Origin of the sequence: Pareuzebyella sediminis (genome assembly GCF_008367235.1) — a bacterium.
In the GTDB taxonomy this organism is placed as follows: domain Bacteria; phylum Bacteroidota; class Bacteroidia; order Flavobacteriales; family Flavobacteriaceae; genus Pareuzebyella; species Pareuzebyella sediminis.
This window is the reverse complement of record NZ_VTZS01000002.1, coordinates 1-18,803: the sequence shown is the minus strand read 5'-3', so window position 1 is coordinate 18,803 and position 18,803 is coordinate 1. Positions and strand designations below refer to the sequence as shown.

The 18,803-nt window shown below is 41.6% G+C and carries 12 protein-coding genes; 5 read left to right on the top strand and 7 right to left on the bottom strand.

Going from position 1 to position 18,803, the window contains the following annotated elements; genetic code table 11:
* Nucleotides 1-12: 12 nt before the first annotated feature.
* The 6 genes from F2B13_RS06710 to F2B13_RS06685 all read right to left on the bottom strand — a co-directional run bounded on the left by F2B13_RS06710 (nt 13) and on the right by F2B13_RS06685 (nt 11,515).
* A complete protein-coding gene (locus F2B13_RS06710) occupies nt 13-1,470 on the bottom strand; it encodes an MFS transporter (protein ID WP_149303796.1) in 1,458 nt (485 codons plus the stop codon).
* A gap of 30 nt (nt 1,471-1,500) precedes the next feature.
* A complete protein-coding gene (locus tag F2B13_RS06705; protein ID WP_232625199.1) occupies nt 1,501-2,619 on the bottom strand; it encodes an endo-1,4-beta-xylanase in 1,119 nt (372 codons plus the stop codon).
* A 218-nt stretch (nt 2,620-2,837) separates the two neighbouring features.
* Entirely contained in the window at nt 2,838-6,971 is a 4,134-nt protein-coding gene (locus F2B13_RS06700; RefSeq protein ID WP_149303794.1) for a hybrid sensor histidine kinase/response regulator transcription factor, read from the bottom strand.
* Between the two features lie 142 nt (nt 6,972-7,113).
* The gene (locus F2B13_RS06695; protein ID WP_149303792.1) at nt 7,114-8,553 is read right to left on the bottom strand and encodes a carbon starvation CstA family protein; all 1,440 of its coding nucleotides are present in this window, start codon (nt 8,551-8,553) and stop codon (nt 7,114-7,116) included.
* Between the two features lie 50 nt (nt 8,554-8,603).
* A complete protein-coding gene (locus F2B13_RS06690; RefSeq protein WP_149303790.1) occupies nt 8,604-9,725 on the bottom strand; it encodes a hypothetical protein in 1,122 nt (373 codons plus the stop codon).
* Nucleotides 9,722-11,515: an FAD-dependent oxidoreductase gene (locus F2B13_RS06685; protein ID WP_149303788.1), complete on the bottom strand. Its 1,794-nt coding sequence runs from the start codon at nt 11,513-11,515 to the stop codon at nt 9,722-9,724. The genes F2B13_RS06690 and F2B13_RS06685 overlap by 4 nt, the downstream gene beginning before the upstream one ends.
* A gap of 630 nt (nt 11,516-12,145) precedes the next feature.
* On the opposite strand from F2B13_RS06685, the gene F2B13_RS06680 reads away from it, so the two are divergent.
* Nucleotides 12,146-12,709 carry a sugar O-acetyltransferase gene (locus F2B13_RS06680; protein ID WP_149303786.1) on the top strand — a complete coding sequence of 188 codons (564 nt, stop codon included), beginning with the start codon at nt 12,146-12,148 and terminating at the stop codon, nt 12,707-12,709.
* Nucleotides 12,710-12,753: 44 nt separating this feature from the next.
* On the opposite strand, the gene F2B13_RS06675 is transcribed toward F2B13_RS06680, so the two are convergent.
* Nucleotides 12,754-13,851 (bottom strand): pyridoxal phosphate-dependent aminotransferase, encoded by a 1,098-nt coding sequence (locus tag F2B13_RS06675; RefSeq protein ID WP_149303784.1) that lies wholly within the window; start codon nt 13,849-13,851, stop codon nt 12,754-12,756.
* Nucleotides 13,852-14,125: 274 nt separating this feature from the next.
* Here F2B13_RS06675 and F2B13_RS06670 point away from each other — a divergent pair, with 274 nt between their 5' ends.
* From F2B13_RS06670 to F2B13_RS06655, 4 genes are all read left to right on the top strand, one after another.
* Complete coding sequence (locus F2B13_RS06670; protein WP_149303782.1) at nt 14,126-14,332, top strand: hypothetical protein; 207 nt, start codon at nt 14,126-14,128, stop codon at nt 14,330-14,332.
* Nucleotides 14,333-14,548: 216 nt separating this feature from the next.
* Nucleotides 14,549-15,781 (top strand): alkaline phosphatase family protein, encoded by a 1,233-nt coding sequence (locus tag F2B13_RS06665; RefSeq protein ID WP_149303780.1) that lies wholly within the window; start codon nt 14,549-14,551, stop codon nt 15,779-15,781.
* A 732-nt stretch (nt 15,782-16,513) separates the two neighbouring features.
* Entirely contained in the window at nt 16,514-17,362 is an 849-nt protein-coding gene (locus tag F2B13_RS06660; RefSeq protein WP_149303778.1) for a ThuA domain-containing protein, read from the top strand.
* Between the two features lie 612 nt (nt 17,363-17,974).
* Nucleotides 17,975-18,556: an outer membrane protein assembly factor BamD gene (locus F2B13_RS06655; protein ID WP_149274224.1), complete on the top strand. Its 582-nt coding sequence runs from the start codon at nt 17,975-17,977 to the stop codon at nt 18,554-18,556.
* Nucleotides 18,557-18,803 lie beyond the last annotated feature (247 nt).

The following is an 18,803-nucleotide window of genomic DNA, read 5'->3' as shown; positions in this document are numbered from 1 at the left end:
GAATAACTTGATTTATTTCGATCTTCTAAAATTCAATTCTTTTTCGATCTGTACTTCCATTTTTTTATTGATCTCATAAAAGAACAATAAGGCGATTGCCAATAAAAAGGGGATAGCCGGGTATATACTTACCAATAGCTTGGTTCCCTGCACGGCACTTTCCGGCTGAACGACACTAGCTGCGGCTCCAGCAGCCTCCTTGGTGATGTAGTCGTAAAGACCCAAAATCCAAGTTAGCAAGGCACTTCCGATACTCAATCCTCCCTTAAGGCCCACCATCATAGCCGAAAAAATAATGGCGGTGGCCCTGCGATTGTTTTTCCATTCTGAAAAGTCGGCCACATCGGCAATCATAGCCCATAGTAAGGGAATGGTAAGTCCATAAAAGAATCCATGTAGAATTTGGGATACAAAAATTAAGGCTATCGCCGTCTTGGAAAAGAAATAGAAAACAATAATAAATAAGGTGGATAGAAACAGAGCGATTCTAAACACATCTTTTTTACCATATTTGTCCGCGAACCACTTTGAAAAGGTTATCCCTACTATCATAAAAATAATACCCCCGGCATTAAATAAACCGAAACCAGCTGACACCGGATTTTCCCCAAAGAAGTTAATACCTATTTCCGAAAGAAAATTCAGTATAGGACTAATAAACGTAGTAAGACTTTCTTTGTTCACATAGTTTTCAAAGTAGTACACATACGACCCTCCCTTCATAGCCAACGTAATAAAAATCAACGTGGTTACTACCAACATGATTACCCAAGGCCTATTTTGAAATAAATCGCCCAAATCTTCTTTAAGGCTCGATTTTTGTTCCGGTTTAGGAATAATACGCTCTTTGGTAGTCAAGAAAGTAATAATCAGCATGAGGGTACCTATAACCGCTAACCAAGTCATCACTATTTCGATTCCAATCGCTTTATTACCTCCGCCGGCAGACTCGATAATGGGCAGCATGAATACCTGCACAAAAAACTGGGCGAACATTACCGCAACAAAGCGATATGAAGACAAACTGTTACGCTCTCCCATGTCTCCTGTAATCACCCCACTCAAGGCCGAATACGGAAGATTGTTCGCTGCGTACAATAAAAGCAACAAGGTATAAGTAACCGTGGCATAAATCACTTTTCCCTTGTAATCAAAATCAGGTGTACTGAAGGCCAACAAGGCAACCACCCCTAATGGTACGGCCGTATAAAGAATCCACGGCCGGAATTTTCCCCATCTTGACTTTGTCCGATCCGCCAATGCCCCGATAATCGGATTGAACCCGAATGCCGCAATGAGACCCACGGTCAACATAATAGCAGATGCATCATTGGTCTCAAGACCATAGATATCGGTATAGAAATACGCGAGATACGTCATTAAGGTCTGAAAGACCAAGTTTGCGGAAAGATCTCCAAGACTATATCCGACTTTCTCCTTAATGGATAACTTTTGAGCAGTTGAATTCATTTGTGGTCTTTGTGGGTTGCTGATGGGAAATCAATTTTCCGATATCAAGGAAAGAATGCTATCATACGCCTCCTTAGGATGGAACTTGCGATCAAAAAGCAGTGGATAGTTGGTACGACCCCTTATTGGCCAATTATTCAACCACGAATTACCATCGTTGATTCCCCAAAAGGTAACACGATCAATTTTATCACTGTGCTTGACAAAAAGCTGGAAAATATCATGGTAGCGTTGCGCCAATTGTAGCTGTACCGAGTCGGGTAAAACATCTGGATAGGGGTTCATACGATCTTCGTTTTCAAAATTTTGGCCTACTTCCGCCCCTTCCAAATCCCAAGGGTTTGGTAGCACCGTAATGTCGAGTTCCGTTATTGAAACCTTTACTCCCAAATCGCTATAGGCCAGAATACTATTCTCGATTTCGGCCAATGAAGGCTCTTTCAGCCCCCAATGCCCCTGCATACCGACCCCGTCTATTTTTATCCCTTCATTTTGTAAGGTTTTGACCAAACGCACCGCACCACCCCTTTTCTCGGGTACGCATAGATTATAGTCATTATACAAAAGCTTTGCATCGGAATCTGATTGGGCAGCCAGTTTAAAGGCTTTTGCGATGTATTTTTCGCCCAGTACCTTAAAAAAAACGGATTCCCTGAGCGTTCCATCTTCATTTAAGGCCTCGTTGACTACGTCCCAAGCATCAATTTTGCCTTTATAACGTTGTACAATGGTACTGATATGATTTTCGAGATAGACATTCATCGTAGCCGTATCGCTTACCGTATTCATATAATCTGCCAATTGACTATGCCAGACCAAGGTATGACCCAAAGCGAACATATTATTGTCCTCAGCGAGGGCCGCGTATCTGTCCGCGATATCAAAATAAAAGGAATCTGGAGCGGGGTGTATGTTTTCCCACTTCATATCATTTTCGGGACTGATGGAGTTGAATTCTTTTCTTAGTAATTGTAGGGCCAGGCTGTCCTCTTCAGAAATTAGCCGGGCATTAATGGCCGCACCCACATAAAAATCATCGGCAAATGCTCTCTTCAGTGAGCGTGCCTGTTCAGGTTTCTTTATATCATCCGTTTTATTTTCCGTGCAACCTCCGAGACTTAGCAAAAAGACGAGGAAAGTAACAACCATACTAAAAATTCTCATATTATTTGTTCTCATAGTTAACTATAGAAGTTCCATCTTTACGACGGTATGAACTTAAAACGTGACGATAAATATCGGTCATATTAAAAATAATGACTATCTCATATGGGGCGGTCTTTAAAACATTTGTGTCATATCCGCCAGGTACAAGGCAACTTGAAAAAAGAACGACAAAGGGATTGGATAAAAGAAGTCTCGTCTACCTATTTCAATTCGGTGGGCAATACCCCGAAATACGCCTTAAAACATTTGGTGAAATAAGAGGGTGAAGAAAAACCCACCTTATAACAAACTTCACTAATGGATTCCGTACCGGATTCGATGAGCCTTTTCGCTTTTTCAAGGCGTACTTTCCGTAAAAATTCAGTAGCTGTCAGCCCTGTCATAGCTTTGATTTTTCGATACAACTGGCTTCTGCTCAAATGGAGTTCTTCCGCTAGGGATTCGACATTTAAGTTTTCGTCGGCGATATTCTTAGAAATATAGTTCAATACTTGAGACATAAAATTTTTATCCAGGCTTGAGGTATTTTCAGGAACGGTAAAGCTATTCGAATCTTCAATGTACTTTTTAAACAATATTTGACGGCTATGAAGAATTTGTCTGAGTTGGGCCTTGAGCACCTTCATTTCAAAAGGCTTGGTCAAGTACACATCGGCACCACAATCGATACCTTTCACCCAATCGTCGGTCATCGCCTTAGCCGTTAACATCAATACGGGTATGTGACTGGTCTTAAGGTCTTGTCTGATTTGGCTACAAAACTCAAAACCGTCCATCTCTGGCATGACCACATCTGTCAAAATTAAATCCGGAATCCGTTTACGAGCCGCTTCGAGACCCTGAACCCCATTGACCACTTCGATAACAGTATACTCATGCTCGAGTTCATTTTTTAAATAGGTACGTAGTTCCGCATTATCTTCAACGATCAACAATGTTTTTTTAGAACTGTCAATTATCTTCCTCTCATAGGTCTTCCCTGCATCCGCCGAAGTAGAAATTGCCACTTTCTCTTGCGGTGTAATCAATAATTCATTGCTGTCGAAATGATTCTTTCCTAGCGGTAAGAAAATCCTAAATTTGGTTCCTATGGCCTGTTCGCTTTCTACAACGACCTTCCCCTTCAGTAAATCCACAAAACTTTTGACCACTTCTAGCCCAATGCCTGTTCCCCCATAATATTGGCTGTTCATTTCCTTTACTTGGTAGAACCGCTCGAATACCCTTTCAAGTTCTTCCTTCTTGATGCCACTTCCAGTATCCTCAACATATATTTCCAAAGCAGGAAAAGCTTTTTTAATATCTATCATAGGAAAGACAACGTCTTGCCCACATTTGAAAAGCCCTACGGTAATTGAGCCGTTATCGGGCGTAATTTTAAACGCATTCGATAGGATATTGAAAATTACCTTTTCCAATAATGAAGGGTCGCTCCATAGACTAATCGGTTCATCATCGGATTCCACCATTAGGATGATATTTCTCAGCAAGGCCTCTTCATCAAAATGACTTGCCACCTCGCTCACAAATGCCGTAGCCTCAAATTGTGATACCTTAATTTTGAACTTGTTGGTCTGTAGCTTTCTAAAATCCATCAGTTCATCGATTAAGCGTTTCAATCGAGATGTGTTCTTGTGGATGATTCGCAGCCTGTCGTGAATGGTGCCGGATATCTTTTGATTGGTGTCTCCCAGTATGTCTTCCAGCGGATTTAAGATAAGGGTCAATGGCGTTCTGAACTCATGGGAAATGTTTGTAAAGAATTGTATTTTCCTATCATTTAGAGCCTCCTCCTGTATTCTCCTTTCCCTTTCCATCCGTACCATTCTTTTTTCTCGGATCCTTTGTGTAATCAGCTTTACCAAAAAATATGAGATGAGCAGTATAGCTATGATGTATAGGGCTATGGCCCAACTAGTAGACCACCAAGGCCGTAGCATTGTTATCTTTAGCGACTTTGGCGTCTCGTTCCATATACCATCGTTGTTGGCAGCCTTTACCTTGAATGTGTAATTTCCAGGAGGTAAATTCGTATAGGTAGCACTTCGGGTCGACCCCACATAGTTCCAATCATCATCAAAGCCTTCCAAGTAATAGGCGTATTGATTTTTTTTGGGTCGGGTAAAATTAATGGCGGCATATTCGATAGTGAAAACCGACTGGCGATGACTCAAACTCAAACTATCTGTCTCGGCAATGGTCTTTTGTAAGGGGGTACCGTCTTCATTGGGTTTTACCTTTTTATTGAAAAGCTTAAAATCAGTGAAATATACCTCAGGTTTGTTTTTGTTGATCTTGATATTCGTAGGGTCGATATAATTGATACCTCCGTAATTTCCGAAATAAAGTAGACCGTTGCCATCCTTAAATGCCGCGTTAAAATTAAAGTCGTTGGCAAGCAAACCATCGTTGACATCGAAGTTTTTGAAGGTTTGATTTTTCACATCAAAATGGGACAGCCCATTATTTCCGCTCATCCACAGGTCGCCATTGTCATCTTCAAGAATGGAAGCAATCGTTTCCTGTCTCAAACCCTCTTGCTGCCCGAACCACTTAAAACTATCGGTATTACGGTCATATTTACAAAGACCGGCTCCATCCGTTCCTATCCAAATATTCCCTCGACGATCTTCGAACAGCGATACAATGGCATCGGTGACGTATGTATCCCCCAACTTACGGTACATTTCCCGATTCATTGAAATCACATTACTGTTCAACGGATCATTATTCGATAGCTTATAAAGTCCTGCTGTAGTCCCCATCCAAATGGAATTGTTCTTATCGACCAACACGATCCTCATGGCTCCTTGGCCCGGACTAGGATCATCGAATATGGCCTCATTGTAATGGATGAATTTTTTTTGTTGTATATCATAAGCGTGCAAACCCTTTACGAAAGACCCGATCCAAATCGTTCCGTCCGCATCTTCCGCAAAACTCATGACCCGGTTCGATTGAAGGCCGCCAACCGTATTCGATGCGGTGAAATGACGAAAGGTTTTTGATTTGTAAGGGAGCAAATAGATGCCACTATTCCATGTACCTACCCAGATATTGTTGTTACTGTCTTTAAAAAGTGCCGTGACATCTTCGGCATCCAACCCTTTGTATTCCGAATCTGCCGAGTTCAACAGATGCTTAATACGCCCCGTTAGTGGATTATATATATCTACACCTCCACCATCCAATCCTATCCAAAGATTGCCTGCCGTATCGCCAATTATTCCCGTCACGGAAGGCGATTGTAAGGAGTTGTTGACGTTGGCTAGGCTACGTACATCCTTAAACTTGTCATATAGCCTATCATAAATGCCTACTCCATTATTGTAATACCCTACCCAAATACGGTCGTGATGATCGACAAAAATTGACCAAATTGAATTTGATTTAATACTGTTGGCATTGAACTTACTATATCGATAATGCTTTAAAATCTTGCCGTTCTTTTGCAAAATGAAAAGCCCGTCGTTTTCAGTGCCACAAAGAATTAGACCATCTGGGTCTTGGGCAATGGACAATACGCGTTCGTTGCTAATGGTATAATTGAAAATGCTGTACGAATTGAAAGGGTTGATTTCGACCTTTACCAAACCGTTAGCAAAAGTACCCATCCAAATCGAGCCTTCATCATCCTTGAACATCGATTCAATATGATAGGGTATACCATTCCCATCTTTCAGATCATCATTGTTCAAAGAAACATAAGTTACCTTCCCCGCCTCATACGTAAAAAGGCCCATGTTGGAACCTATCAATAGTTCTTCCCCTTTGTTGCGTACAATACTGTTTATTTCTAGGGAGGCAATTTCAACCATATCCATCGCTACTCTATGGCCGATCAGCGCATTCCTATCGATTTCAAAAAGACCGTGATAATGGGATCCGACGATCATCTTGCCTTTTGGACTGACCTGGATGGCACGAATAGGCACGTTCTCTAACAACACCGAATCCCGATAGAATTCGATTTGGTGAAATTGGTCGTGATCACGATCATATATGTTCAGACCTGCTTCGGTCCCAATCCATAACTGATCTTCCTCATCAACAAAGGCATCATAAATAAGGGAGCTGCTCAAGGAGGTAGAATCGTTAAAATCTTGCTTGTAGGAAACAAAATCGACGCCATTGTATTTTTGAAGACCAACGCCGTTGGTACCCATCCAGATCAGGCCCAAGCTATCTTGAACAATGGTAGAAACCGCTCTTTGGGTATTCCTTTGGTCAATGTTGACGAAATTGTAGTCCACCCCGGAAATTTGTGCGTTTAATCCGATAGACAGCAGTACACAAAAAACAAGGCTATAATTTAACCTTACCTTAAATGCCATGTTTTGCATGAAAAAAAGTAGTTTTTCTATCAATTTGGGATGTTTCAAGTTTCGTAATCGAAAGTCTAATTTACGAAAAGTAAGAGGATACTCTAAGTAATTAGTTTAGGGCTGTCTCCTCTCCTATTGAAGAGGCACTGTTTCATATTCCGGCAAAGACTTTTTTCTTTCGGAACACATAAACCCAAAAACCCAATGAAATAATCAGGGTCAATATTGTGCCTCCGATATAGGCGATATGATTTGGTAACTGAAAACCCTCAGGTGCGACTAAAATATAGGTTGAACATACCATCGTCATGAACAATGCCGGAAATAATGAAATCCAATAGGCTTTACTCTCGTAAAACAGGTAGGCTGTCACCGTCCATAAAACTACGGTGGCCAAAGTTTGATTACTCCACGCAAAATAACGCCAGATAATGCCAAAGTCCATTTGGGTCAGAGCAAAAGCGATAATAAACAGAGGAAGACTTATCAAAAGTCGATTTTTGATCTTTTTCTGATCGAATGCAAAGACATCGCCTAAAATCAATCGTGCCGATCGAAAAGCGGTATCTCCGGAAGTTATCGGCGCAGCGACAATGCCCAAAAGCGCTAAAATACCCCCCACGCCCCCGAGCATATTGAGAGAAATTTCGTTTGCAGCCCATGCCGCATTGTTGTTGTTGGCCAACATGGCCGCATTGAGGTCGGTCACATTACCAAAGAAGGTCATTGCTGCTGCGGCCCAAACTAAAGCTACTACCCCTTCGGTAATCATTGTTCCAAAAAAAACCTTTCGCCCAAAACGTTCGTTTTTCATACACCGCGCCATCAAGGGTGATTGCGTGGCGTGGAAACCGGAAATGGCACCACAGGCTATAGTAACGAAAAGGATAGGGAATAACGGCTTTGCCTCAGGATCAGTGGTCATGTTTCGGATATTCGAAGGAACCAGTTCCGGAATATGATAGTTGCCGAATAATAGGGCTATGAGCAGCCCTATTGCCATACACAACATGGCAACTCCGAAAATCGGATATAGCTTACTTATGACCTTATCAATTGGCAGCAAGGTCGAAAGGATGTAATAGACCAAAATAATACCGACCCATACCCAAATACCAAAGGCGTTCGATGTCATACCATCGATTATTTTAGCTGGGCCGACCAAGAAAACCGTTCCAACGAAAATAAGTAAGACCACGGTAAAAAAGCGCATAAAGTGTTTGGCACCCTGACCCAAATATATACCGACAATTTCGCTTATACTCAGGCCGTCATGTCGCACCGATAACATCCCCGAAAGATAATCGTGTACCGCCCCAGCAAAAATACTCCCCAATACAATCCATAGAAAAGCGGAGGGACCAAACATGGCACCAGCTATCGCCCCGAAAATCGGACCTAAACCGGCAATGTTCAAAAATTGTATCAGAAATATCTTCCATGTGGGCAAGGGCACAAAATCGACATCATCGCGGAGACGCATGGCAGGGGTCTCGCGTTCAACTTTTATTCCAAAAGCCTTTTCTACAAAATGACCGTATAAAAAATATCCTAATATCAAAACTAGAATGGAAAGAAGAAATGAAACCATAAGTTTTTATTTAAATTAATACTAAAAAACGAGTATAGCCCCCGACATTCTTAAAGTCTAAGGTCTTCCAAAAAATAGGATACCAGATAGGCATTCGCCTCTCTTTGGTCACTGGAAAAATTCTTTAGATTATCGAGTATCGACGTATCCAAAAATTGTGATTCGGACAAATACTCTAGATAGATTTTAAGTTGATTTTTCGTCATTTGCCCCAATTTATTGGATAGACCATGTACCACTGAGGCGGGTGCTTCCGATAAATGCCCCAACAATAAACTTCGCGTATTGATATCGATTCTTTCAAAGTGCCCCCAAAAAGGCTCTTGTAATCTTTCGGAATTCCAAATGGTTTCAGGAAGATTTTTTACGATTAAAGTCCTGACCAAGGGGATACCCCCGCCAAAAATTTCAGCGATACGCACGTAATATTGTTCATATTGACGGTCTGAAAGCCGCTTAAGAACGAACATTTGATAATCTGAATTATCGGTCATTAGCATCTGCTCCAATAGTTCATTGTTCAATGTACTGATCGTCAAATCTTTAATTTTGTCTTTAATGCCCCCATTAACCAAATGCCAAGCTGTATAGCACGAATACAATGCCCCTGAAACTACTGATTCCTTAACTTCCTTTATGGTAGCACCGGCAATGGCATCAACCCCTTCTTCTTCGGGCTGTGCCGGTTTTTTTACGAGCTCGTCGATCTTTCTTCGTTTGAGAATCGAATTGTCATCAAGCAATAGCTGGTGCAGTTTTAGATAGTCGGCATACACGAACTCATCATGGTCGTGCTTCGTCAATGGTGCACTTCGATACCGATCAAAGCCCGCATATCCGCCCAAGAGGGTCCAATATAATCGAATATCCATCAAGCGGCAATCGCCATCGGCACAGACCGGTGTAGAAATATCCGAGACATATAGTGTAGTTCTTCCTCCCTCATTGACCAGAGCTTTAATAGGTTGCATACCCATTGAATCTATTTCAATACTAAGAGAAGTCTTCTTTTCTTGTAACCGTGTGCCGGGTTCCCAAGGGAATATAAAAAATTCAGGTTGCTGTACCTGACCGCTCTTACTCCACCCGTTGGAAAATGATGGTGTTCCGCCTAATTGAGCCATCCCTAGCTGCAGAACAAAAAGCGCTATGGCCGTCAAAGACCATCTCATTTCTTTGATTCCGGAATTTTAAGATATTTCTGGCTTTCTATCAAATCAAGGTATTCCTCAAGGTAACCCGTATAAATATCCCTGGGATTCACGTCGTATTTTTTACAAAGTACCGCGGCAAGACCTACGGCAGCCCCCATTTGACCCGTGGTGCGCATCACTCGCGGGCCGCCCAATCCGACATGTGACGTGCTGAAATTTCTTCCTGCCATAAACAGATTTTTAATGTTTTTTGAATATAGACTTCTATAAGGAATGTAATACCGGGGAGTCTTATAGAAAAGGGCCTCTGAAATAAAGTCAGGATTCTGTTCATTTTCCAGAACGGTCTGATAATGAACGTCGACCTCCCTAGTTTCCTGAACTACGGCGTCCGGGAATTTGGTACCCTTCTTTGCATCGTTAAAAGTAAAAACATGATCCCCAACCAATCTGCGTGACTCCCTTTTTCCCACCAAATAAGATACCCATTCCAGCTTTCTAGTCGCATTTTTTGGGTCTTTCTTTGCGTTGGCAAAAGAACCATATATGGCGCGAAGCATATGATCCCTAATTGCTTCGGCATCATCAATTTGATTTAAATCATTTCGGCTAAACTCCCACTGCCATTCGCCATTAACTTCCTCATAGGTTTTCGCTACCGGCAGTGCCCAAGGCACTTCGGGGAACCTCTGCTCCGTTTCGGTTTCCTTCGAACCCCATAACACCGAAGAGCCCATTACCGCGTTGTCGGCTTCCTCAGGGCTCCATAGTTCCCCCCATTCTTCCCAATCTTCATCATAAGTGTTTACACTTTCACGGCCGTACGAAAAATCGGCACCCGCCCAAAAACCGATCCATCCGTCTCCAGTAGAATCTACGAAATAAGGGGCCGAAAACCTTTTTCTTTTGCCCGTTCGGGTATGGCGTGCGTCTACATAGCGAATCGAATCGTTTTCGGCCACCGCATCATAGGCCCGCCAATTGAGATAAAGGTCGATGTTCTCGTAACTCTTGACATTATCATCGCGTTTTTTTTGATCTAATTTGGCTTCAGCGGAGCCGTTGGGATAATGCTCTGTATCCAGTTTTTTAAGGATACGTTCAAAATGACCGTATATTCCAAGGGTATGCACCCTTATTTCGCTACTAGCATTCCCCCCCAACACCGGTCGATCGTGGATCAACGCCACTTTTAATCCCTGTTCGGCAGCGGCAATCGAGGCCGCACATCCTGCTATTCCGCCGCCTGTAACCACTAAATCGTATGCCTCCAATTCCTCCGGGGCATTGGGTTCTTGGGCTAGCTGCATTCGCCAATCAGCTACTTTTCGGGGCGAAGCCGGGGGTTCTTCCTTCTGTACGGAAAAATAAATGGCATCACACCTGCCGTTGAAACCAGTAAGATCTACAAGACTTAGCACAACGGTATTATGCTGTATCTCTTTAGCCCCGACATACTCCCATCCCCAACCCGACCGTTGGCCCAATTGCTTCTCGAAAGAACGATCGTCGATCTTCAAACGAAACCTGCCAGGGGCCTGCCAGTCCCCAGGAGCCCAGTTCATGGTTCTTACCCAGATATGGTACGTACCCTTTTCTGGAAAACGAACCGTAGTGCTGGCATCTGCAACAGGTTCACCCATACCATGGGCCATCAAGTAAGGTGAGCCCATTTGCTGTACAAACTGGGGGTCGACGACCCAACCACCAGGGTTGTCAAAGCTTTCGGCCTCTATAAGGAGCTCTTGGCACCATCCTAAACGAAGTGTGCAAATTATCGAGACAAAGATTTGAAAAAATACTTTCATGTTCTTTAATATTTCGTTTATCACTCATAAATGAACCATGCCGTAGCCCTACAACCTTTACTCGATTGCAGTTGCGCCCAATGGCCACTAAATCCTTCTGGAAAATCGTACCCCATCTCCTGCCCAGCCTTACGTTCAAAAGTCTTTAGTGTATAGGCCCTACAAGATAATGGTTAAAGTGCAGATTCAACGTGAACTACACATCTTTATCGGACTTCAATTTAAGGCTTTTCTTATCACAGCCAAATATCAATAAACAATCCACCCATTACCCTGTATATTTCCATGGCTTTGCCTGTAAATTTGTCAGATTTGCAACTATTTTCAACACCCTAGGGGCCGCACCATCCGACGCGACATACACTGGTTTCAAATGGCAATTATTCTTACCCATTCGGCTTAAACCGGAATAAGGGATTCCAAAAGCATTGGAGAGTTAAAAATAGTGATTTGATTTTTGGTCGATAAAGGTTGAGCGTCTTCGATCTTAAGATACCAGAATTTATTTTTAAATCCAGATGGGTAAAATCATAGCAACCAGTTTATGGCAACAAAAACGATAAGTAGTACTTTTAATGGTTGAGCATGTATCCTCTTAGGACCAATTAAAGGCAAAACTACATTGATACCATGGTAAAAGATATTTTTGAGCGGTTGAAATCAGGGGAGGCCGTTCGCTTCAACGACCCGCAATATCGTAAAATATTCAAGGCCTCGGCACGCACTATTCAACGCTCCAAAAAACTGAATGCCGCCACCGATATAACGGAGATAAGAAAACTATTAAGCGATATTATTGAATACCAAATAGACAACAGCACTACTATTTTTACCCCATTTCATACCAATTTCGGAAGATTTATTCGCTTGGGCAAAGAGGTGTTCATTAATCATGATTGTACTTTTTTAGACCTTGGGGGTATCACCATCGAGGATGAAGTTTTAATCGGCCCCAAGGTCAAGCTAATCACAGAAAGCCATCCTTTGAAACCTTCAGAACGAAAATCGTTGATAGTCAAACCTATCCTTATAAAAAAAAATGTGTGGATCGGTGCCGGTGCTACCATATTGCCCGGGGTGACCGTGGGTGTAAATTCAGTAGTGGCGGCCAACGCTTTGGTGTCAAAAGACGTTCCCGAAAATACCGTGGTGGCAGGCATTCCGGCAAAGGTGGTTAAAGAATTACCTTATTGAAATTTTTAAAGTTTGTAACTGGCTTTCGAAAGCGTAACGGTATTTTAGGCGTTCCATAATTGGTGCAGCACTTGGCAAAAAGTGGTGGTTTCCTCAACCGTACCCATACTCACCCTACACCACTTTTTATCGAGATAATCCCGAATGCCGATAATAATACCCTTATCCTTCATATCCGCACCAAAATCTCCTCGATACTTTGAAATGTCAAAAAGCATGAAGCTGGTCTGTGACGGTATAAAAGAGATGCCTAGACCCTCAAGGGTATCTACGAGCAAGGCACGAGACTCCTTGTTTTTTTGTACTACAAAATCAACGAACGCTTGGTCTTCAAGCGCAATTTTCACTGCCGTTAGTGCTGGGGATGAAACTGGGAGCCCCGAAAAAATCATGTGCTTTTCCAATGCACTGGCCCATTCGGGGTGGGCAAAGCCGTAACCAATACGCAAGCCGGCCAATCCGTAGACTTTTGAAAAGGTTTTGATGACCATAACCTTGGGGTGCTTTACCATAGCTATCATTGATTCTCTACTATCACTGAACTCGAGATATGCCTCATCTATCAGTACGTAGGAGTATGGGGTCACTTCCTTAATAAAAGTTCTAAGTTCTTGTGGATTCAAGGCATGACCAATGGGATTATTTGGGTTTACGATATATACCAAGCCTGGTCGTTCTTGGGTCTTCTGCAACATACCCTTTAAATCAAGGGAATGGTCTTTCTTGAGAGGAATATAGTTTGTATTTCCGTTAAATCTGGCGAACATAGCCGGCAATATATCAAAAGTCGGGGTTGCGGTAGTAATCTCTCCCTTACCTTCCAACATGAAATGGACAACGGCTTCTAAAAGCCCGGAAGATCCAGGCCCAATAAGTACGTGGTTCGTCTCGTAGCCAAATGCATCTGCCAAGGTTGTTTTGACCTCAGGTATTGTAGCAAAAGCATATCTATTGACCTCAGCCTGAGCCGTATTGAATACTTTCAATACTTCAGATGAGCAACCATAAGGGTTTTCGTTGGCTCCTAGTCGTAAATAAGTACGGTTGTTGTCGGCAGCAGGCATGGAAATCCCCAAATGGGGCACTAAGGTTAGTCCAGCAGAGCCCATTGTTACACGTGATATCCAATTTCGTCGGTTCATAGCGGTAGCATTTACGCATGAAGTTAACGAATATTATTGTTTGTCTTCCCTATTTAAGTTAAGGCAAGGCAAAAAGTATTCAAAACTCATAATTAGGTGCCAAAATTTGCTAAAAAACAGCACTCGGGCGAAAATATTTCAAAAACGCTTTAACATTTCAAATTTTGTGACCCAAACAGCCTTTCTTCATTTTGATACTATTATCGAAGAGAAATTTATGATACCACGCTTATAAAAAAGATTATCTTAGGACAACTGAAGCAATTCAGAAAGTATGTTTCCAACAAAAAAGAAATCAGCGTTCGCTGGAATAGAGATTTATGAGAAAAACAAAATACGTGTGCACAACCTAAGAGATGAACTGGTGCAACTGGCCATCACGGTGCTCGAGTCGCCGGATGGAAAGGAAGAAACCTATTTTACCGGAAAATTTGAAATTCGATCTGATGGCTCTATTTACCGGGATCAATTGCCCGACTAATGCCTTTGGCATCTTCTAGGGAAACGCTATCAAAAAGGCAGGCATTGGGGCTCCAATGATTCGTGTAAGTTCATTAGGGCTTTTGGTCGGTATATTTTAAAAATTCTCAATCACCCAAGTGTTGCGATTGCTCTATTATAGCAATTACCTATCGCTTTCAGACCAAAAGAGTGTATCGGCGTACCTTCAAATAGATTGGATAAAAAACAGAAAGTGATGAAAACGACTCTTACTTGGCTTGTATGGGCTTCCTTTTACGCTCTTGGATTTTCCCAAACCAACACTCCAAAAATTCTTTTTGTGATCGTCGATGGCATCCCGGCAGATGTAATCGAAAAAGTACCCACCCCAAATTTGGACGCCATTTCGGCGGAAGGTGGGTATACACGTGCCTATATGGGTGGCGAAAAGGGCGGGTATTCTGAAACCCCTACAATATCAGCAGTAGGTTATAACAGTCTACTTACCGGTACTTGGGCCCATAAGCACAACGTTTGGGGCAACGATATTAAAGAGCCGAACTATAGGTACTGGACGCTCTTTAGATTTGCCAAAGAATACCGCCCCGAACTGAAAACGGCCATTTTTTCCACTTGGGAAGACAACCGTACCAAATTGGTCGGGGAAGGTCTTCCGGAGACCGCGAAAATAAAACTGGATTATCATTTTGATGGGTTTGAACACGATACCATCACCTTTCCTCATGGCAATGATCGGCTGTTCATCCATAAAATAGATGAACATGTAACCAACGAAGCGGCGAGGTACATAAAAGAAGAGAGTCCGGACCTCTCTTGGGTATATTTGGAATATACCGACGATATGGGGCACCAATACGGTGATAGTGATCCATTTTACAATGCGGTAAAAACGATGGACGGCCAAATCGGTCGTTTATGGCAGGCCATGCACTACCGAAAGAAACATCACAACGAAGATTGGCAAGTCTATATCACCACCGACCACGGAAGAAATTCGGAAACAGGCAAAGGGCATGGTGGACAAAGCGATAGGGAGCGCCTCACATGGATTAGTACCAACGCAAAAAATTTGAACCCGTATTTCAAAGGGCGGAGTCCGGGTATAGTAGATATTGCACCTACGCTCTTAAAAGCACTCCGCATAGCCCCAGAAAAAGAACGCATGTGGGAATTTGACGGGGTGGCGTTGACCGACTCCATCTCAGTGGCCAATGCCAAGGCTATTCTTGATAACGATATAATAGAACTTACTTGGGATGCCTTTGAGGAAGAGGGAATGCTTACTATTTGGATCGCGACAACGAATGTATTTGCCGAAGGTGGAACGGATGAATACACTTTGGTGGATCATATTCCGGTTAAATTGAATAAAACAAGCATCGATGTCTCTACATATCCATCCAATTTATATAAGATTGTGCTAGAAGGTAAACATAATGCCATTAACACATGGGCTCTCAAAAAATAATATCAAAACGAAGTAACGGAATATGATAGTCATTGATTCTTGGTTTATACCAATTGATTTTAATGTGATACAATTGGCATACCTTTCACAAAATGGGTGCCTCGAAAAAACTGATGGGTCCCGAATAGAGTCCCTTGTTCTCCCTAAAACTTGAAAAGTTGCCTTTTGGCAGAAAGTGCACGTAGTGCACCTAATGCAGTTAAAACCCTATAGCCTTAACCATTTTTAAACTCACCCAGCAGTTGGCCAATGAATTTATAGATGATTTGCGCCAGAACGACTTCATAAAGGGGTTGGATTATGGAGCTCCCTATGAACGTTTCACCCTTCAGGCTATAAATAAAATCCGTTGTATATGACCACTTAAAGTTGTCCGTCGGCTACGTTTAGGGTGATTACAAACCCTTGATTAATAGAGAGATAAACCCTTAGGGTAGCTTGTCGCTTGGGGATGTTCTATATTTATATCTCCAGTTTTTTTACCCAGGGAAAGTTGATTTTTCTCAATTACAGGCTCAAAAACAGGGCAAAAATCAACTATTCAACAGATTATTTTGGAAATCAATACTTTAAGATGTTGAATATTCGATATAATTTATGATGAAAAAGCAAAATCTTTAAGTCGAGTACCCGTCAGGAAGGTTTTGACCCTTATAAATACCTATAAAACCGTTATTTTTATTGAAATCTATAACAGGCATTTATATACCAACCTCTAAAGAATTACCACTTATGAAAAGCAAACGAAACCAAATTTTTGCAACCCTCTTTTTTTCGTTATTTTTTTTATCAAGCTTTCAATTAATTGCGCAAGAGCATCTCGATGCCGACCACGAAAAGAAAATGCACGAGCACAGTGCGATGGGCGACGAGACAACATTGAAGGTTTTGCTTTTTTCCGGTACGGGTTGGTTTCGCCATCCTGACATCCCCATAGTAAATGGATGGATTGTTCGTTTAGGTGCAGAACACAATATGCAGATAGATGTAAGTGAAACTGGTACGGACATATCGAAGGAAAAACTGGGCTATTATGATGTATTGCTGTTCAACAATGCAAATGTTCTCGATAAGGTTTTCAATGAAGAACAGCGCAATGCCATTGAAGAATGGTATAAAGCTGGGGGTGCTATTGTTGGTTTGCATGCATTGTTGGTACATCAGGAAAACTGGCCATGGATAATGGAATTGGGAGGTTGTGATTTTAACAGTGATTCTGAATTTCTAAGAGCTAAGTTAGTAGTCGATCCCACTGCCATGGATCACCCTGCCGTTAAGGGAATGGGTAAAGAGTTTTGGTACGAAGCAGATTGGACCAACCACACCAGGGCGGTTACAGGTCTGCCAGGAGTACAGGTTTTATTAAGAGTGGACGAATCAACTTATGAACCCGTGAGGGAATATTTCAAGACAAGAGGAGGCGAGACAATGGGGGAAGATCATCCTGTAGCCTGGACCAGGGTTTGGGGAGGAGGAAGATTTTTCTATACAGAATTGGGTCATGATATCCGTTCATTGAATACGGATTTTGGAAGACAACATCTTATAGAGGGAATAAAATGGGTGGTAAAAAAAGAGTGATAAAGCTATTGCATACCTATTGCTTAATGGAGTCGGGCAAATAAAATATTAGGCCATTATCCTATTACATTTATGGGGAATGTTAATACCTATTGGTATAAGGAGTATAGATAGGCTTATTTGGATTTTGGTCATCCTAATTTTGGGGTCTTGCAATGATTCGTCAAATACTGAAATTAGTTTCAATCGCGATGTTCGCCCCATCTTAAATGGCAAATGATTAAGACGTCACGGAGGGGTCAAGGCCAACGGAGAATTTAGTTTGTTATTCGAAGAGAACGCCTTTAGCAAGACTGCAAAATACGGTCAAAGTGAACCACTGAAAACGCATGGTAGCCTAAGGTAAATAACAGTTTCAATACGTATTGTTATGCTCACTTTAATACGGTGCACGTTTTTCACACTGACCGTTTTATTCATATCAAGCACATTCAGTTTTTTTAAGGAACAATTCGGCCAAAACAACGGAAATTTACACGCATGTGGCTGAAACTACCTTTAATGGCATAAAAAATCGGCTATCTTAGTTCCACATATAAAAGATATATATATCATATGATCTATATCCCTACGTTACCAACTATTTTGAAATTTGTGCCAATATTTGAACAAATGAAAAGAATAAACTCTCTTTTTTTAATACTAACCATCGTATTTCTTGGAAGTTGTGTGGAGGAAAAACCTAAATATTTAATGTTAGGCAAAAACTCTTTTGAGAAAGAAAATTATGCACTAGCAAGAAACCAGTTTTCGACAATTAAATCTGATGATTCTGATTATGAAAAAGCCCAAGAATATCTTAAGAAAATAGATAGTATCGAGAAAGCTATTTTGATGGAAAATACCCGAAAGGATTCCATTGCAAAAAACGAAAGTGATAGGTTAAGAGAAAAATATGCAGGAAGTTATAAAATAGAGGTTTTAGGAACTTCCTCGAAAAAACAAGTCGAAGTTTATATTCTGAGCAAAGAAGGTAATGCGGAATGGTTATGGGTCAATTATGGGCAAAATAAAATCAGAAAATCAGATGACCGGAAATCTGGAACTTGGTTGGCTGATGAAAATAGTTTAACTATAAATATCCGAGGTAATTCTGGAATGATTTCGGAGACATATTTGGAAAAGGACGGGACACTTGTTAACACGCAACTTAGTAAACGAAGTTTGGAAAGAACTAATGAAACATTCCAATAAGTTTGGGGTGGAATTGATTTGTAATTGGACTTTTCACTCGAACGAAACTATTGTGCTAATGGACTTCCTACTCGGATGGAAATGAAAAACAGAACGGTAAAATTCATTCGGACGAAAAAAAAACAGTTGGTAACAAAGAACTGAGCTAAAAAACAAATGAAATTTAGCTCAACCTACCCACATAATTTCGATCATAATCCATACCTGATTTTGATATTCCATAAGCTTGTTTAATAAGTTTATTACA

What these genes read in the sequence shown, in the direction of transcription:
- F2B13_RS06710 (WP_149303796.1), bottom strand. Translation starts at nt 1,470, where the DNA reads ATGAATTCAACTGCTCAAAAGTTATCCATTAAGGAGAAAGTCGGATAT.
- F2B13_RS06695 (WP_149303792.1), bottom strand. Translation starts at nt 8,553, where the DNA reads ATGGTTTCATTTCTTCTTTCCATTCTAGTTTTGATATTAGGATATTTT.
- F2B13_RS06680 (WP_149303786.1), top strand. Translation starts at nt 12,146, where the DNA reads ATGGTAAAAGATATTTTTGAGCGGTTGAAATCAGGGGAGGCCGTTCGC.
- F2B13_RS06690 (WP_149303790.1), bottom strand. Translation starts at nt 9,725, where the DNA reads ATGAGATGGTCTTTGACGGCCATAGCGCTTTTTGTTCTGCAGCTAGGG.
- F2B13_RS06700 (WP_149303794.1), bottom strand. Translation starts at nt 6,971, where the DNA reads ATGGCATTTAAGGTAAGGTTAAATTATAGCCTTGTTTTTTGTGTACTG.
- F2B13_RS06655 (WP_149274224.1), top strand. Translation starts at nt 17,975, where the DNA reads ATGAAAAGAATAAACTCTCTTTTTTTAATACTAACCATCGTATTTCTT.
- F2B13_RS06705 (WP_232625199.1), bottom strand. Translation starts at nt 2,619, where the DNA reads ATGGTTGTTACTTTCCTCGTCTTTTTGCTAAGTCTCGGAGGTTGCACG.
- F2B13_RS06670 (WP_149303782.1), top strand. Translation starts at nt 14,126, where the DNA reads ATGTTTCCAACAAAAAAGAAATCAGCGTTCGCTGGAATAGAGATTTAT.
- F2B13_RS06685 (WP_149303788.1), bottom strand. Translation starts at nt 11,515, where the DNA reads ATGAAAGTATTTTTTCAAATCTTTGTCTCGATAATTTGCACACTTCGT.
- F2B13_RS06660 (WP_149303778.1), top strand. Translation starts at nt 16,514, where the DNA reads ATGAAAAGCAAACGAAACCAAATTTTTGCAACCCTCTTTTTTTCGTTA.
- F2B13_RS06665 (WP_149303780.1), top strand. Translation starts at nt 14,549, where the DNA reads ATGAAAACGACTCTTACTTGGCTTGTATGGGCTTCCTTTTACGCTCTT.
- F2B13_RS06675 (WP_149303784.1), bottom strand. Translation starts at nt 13,851, where the DNA reads ATGAACCGACGAAATTGGATATCACGTGTAACAATGGGCTCTGCTGGA.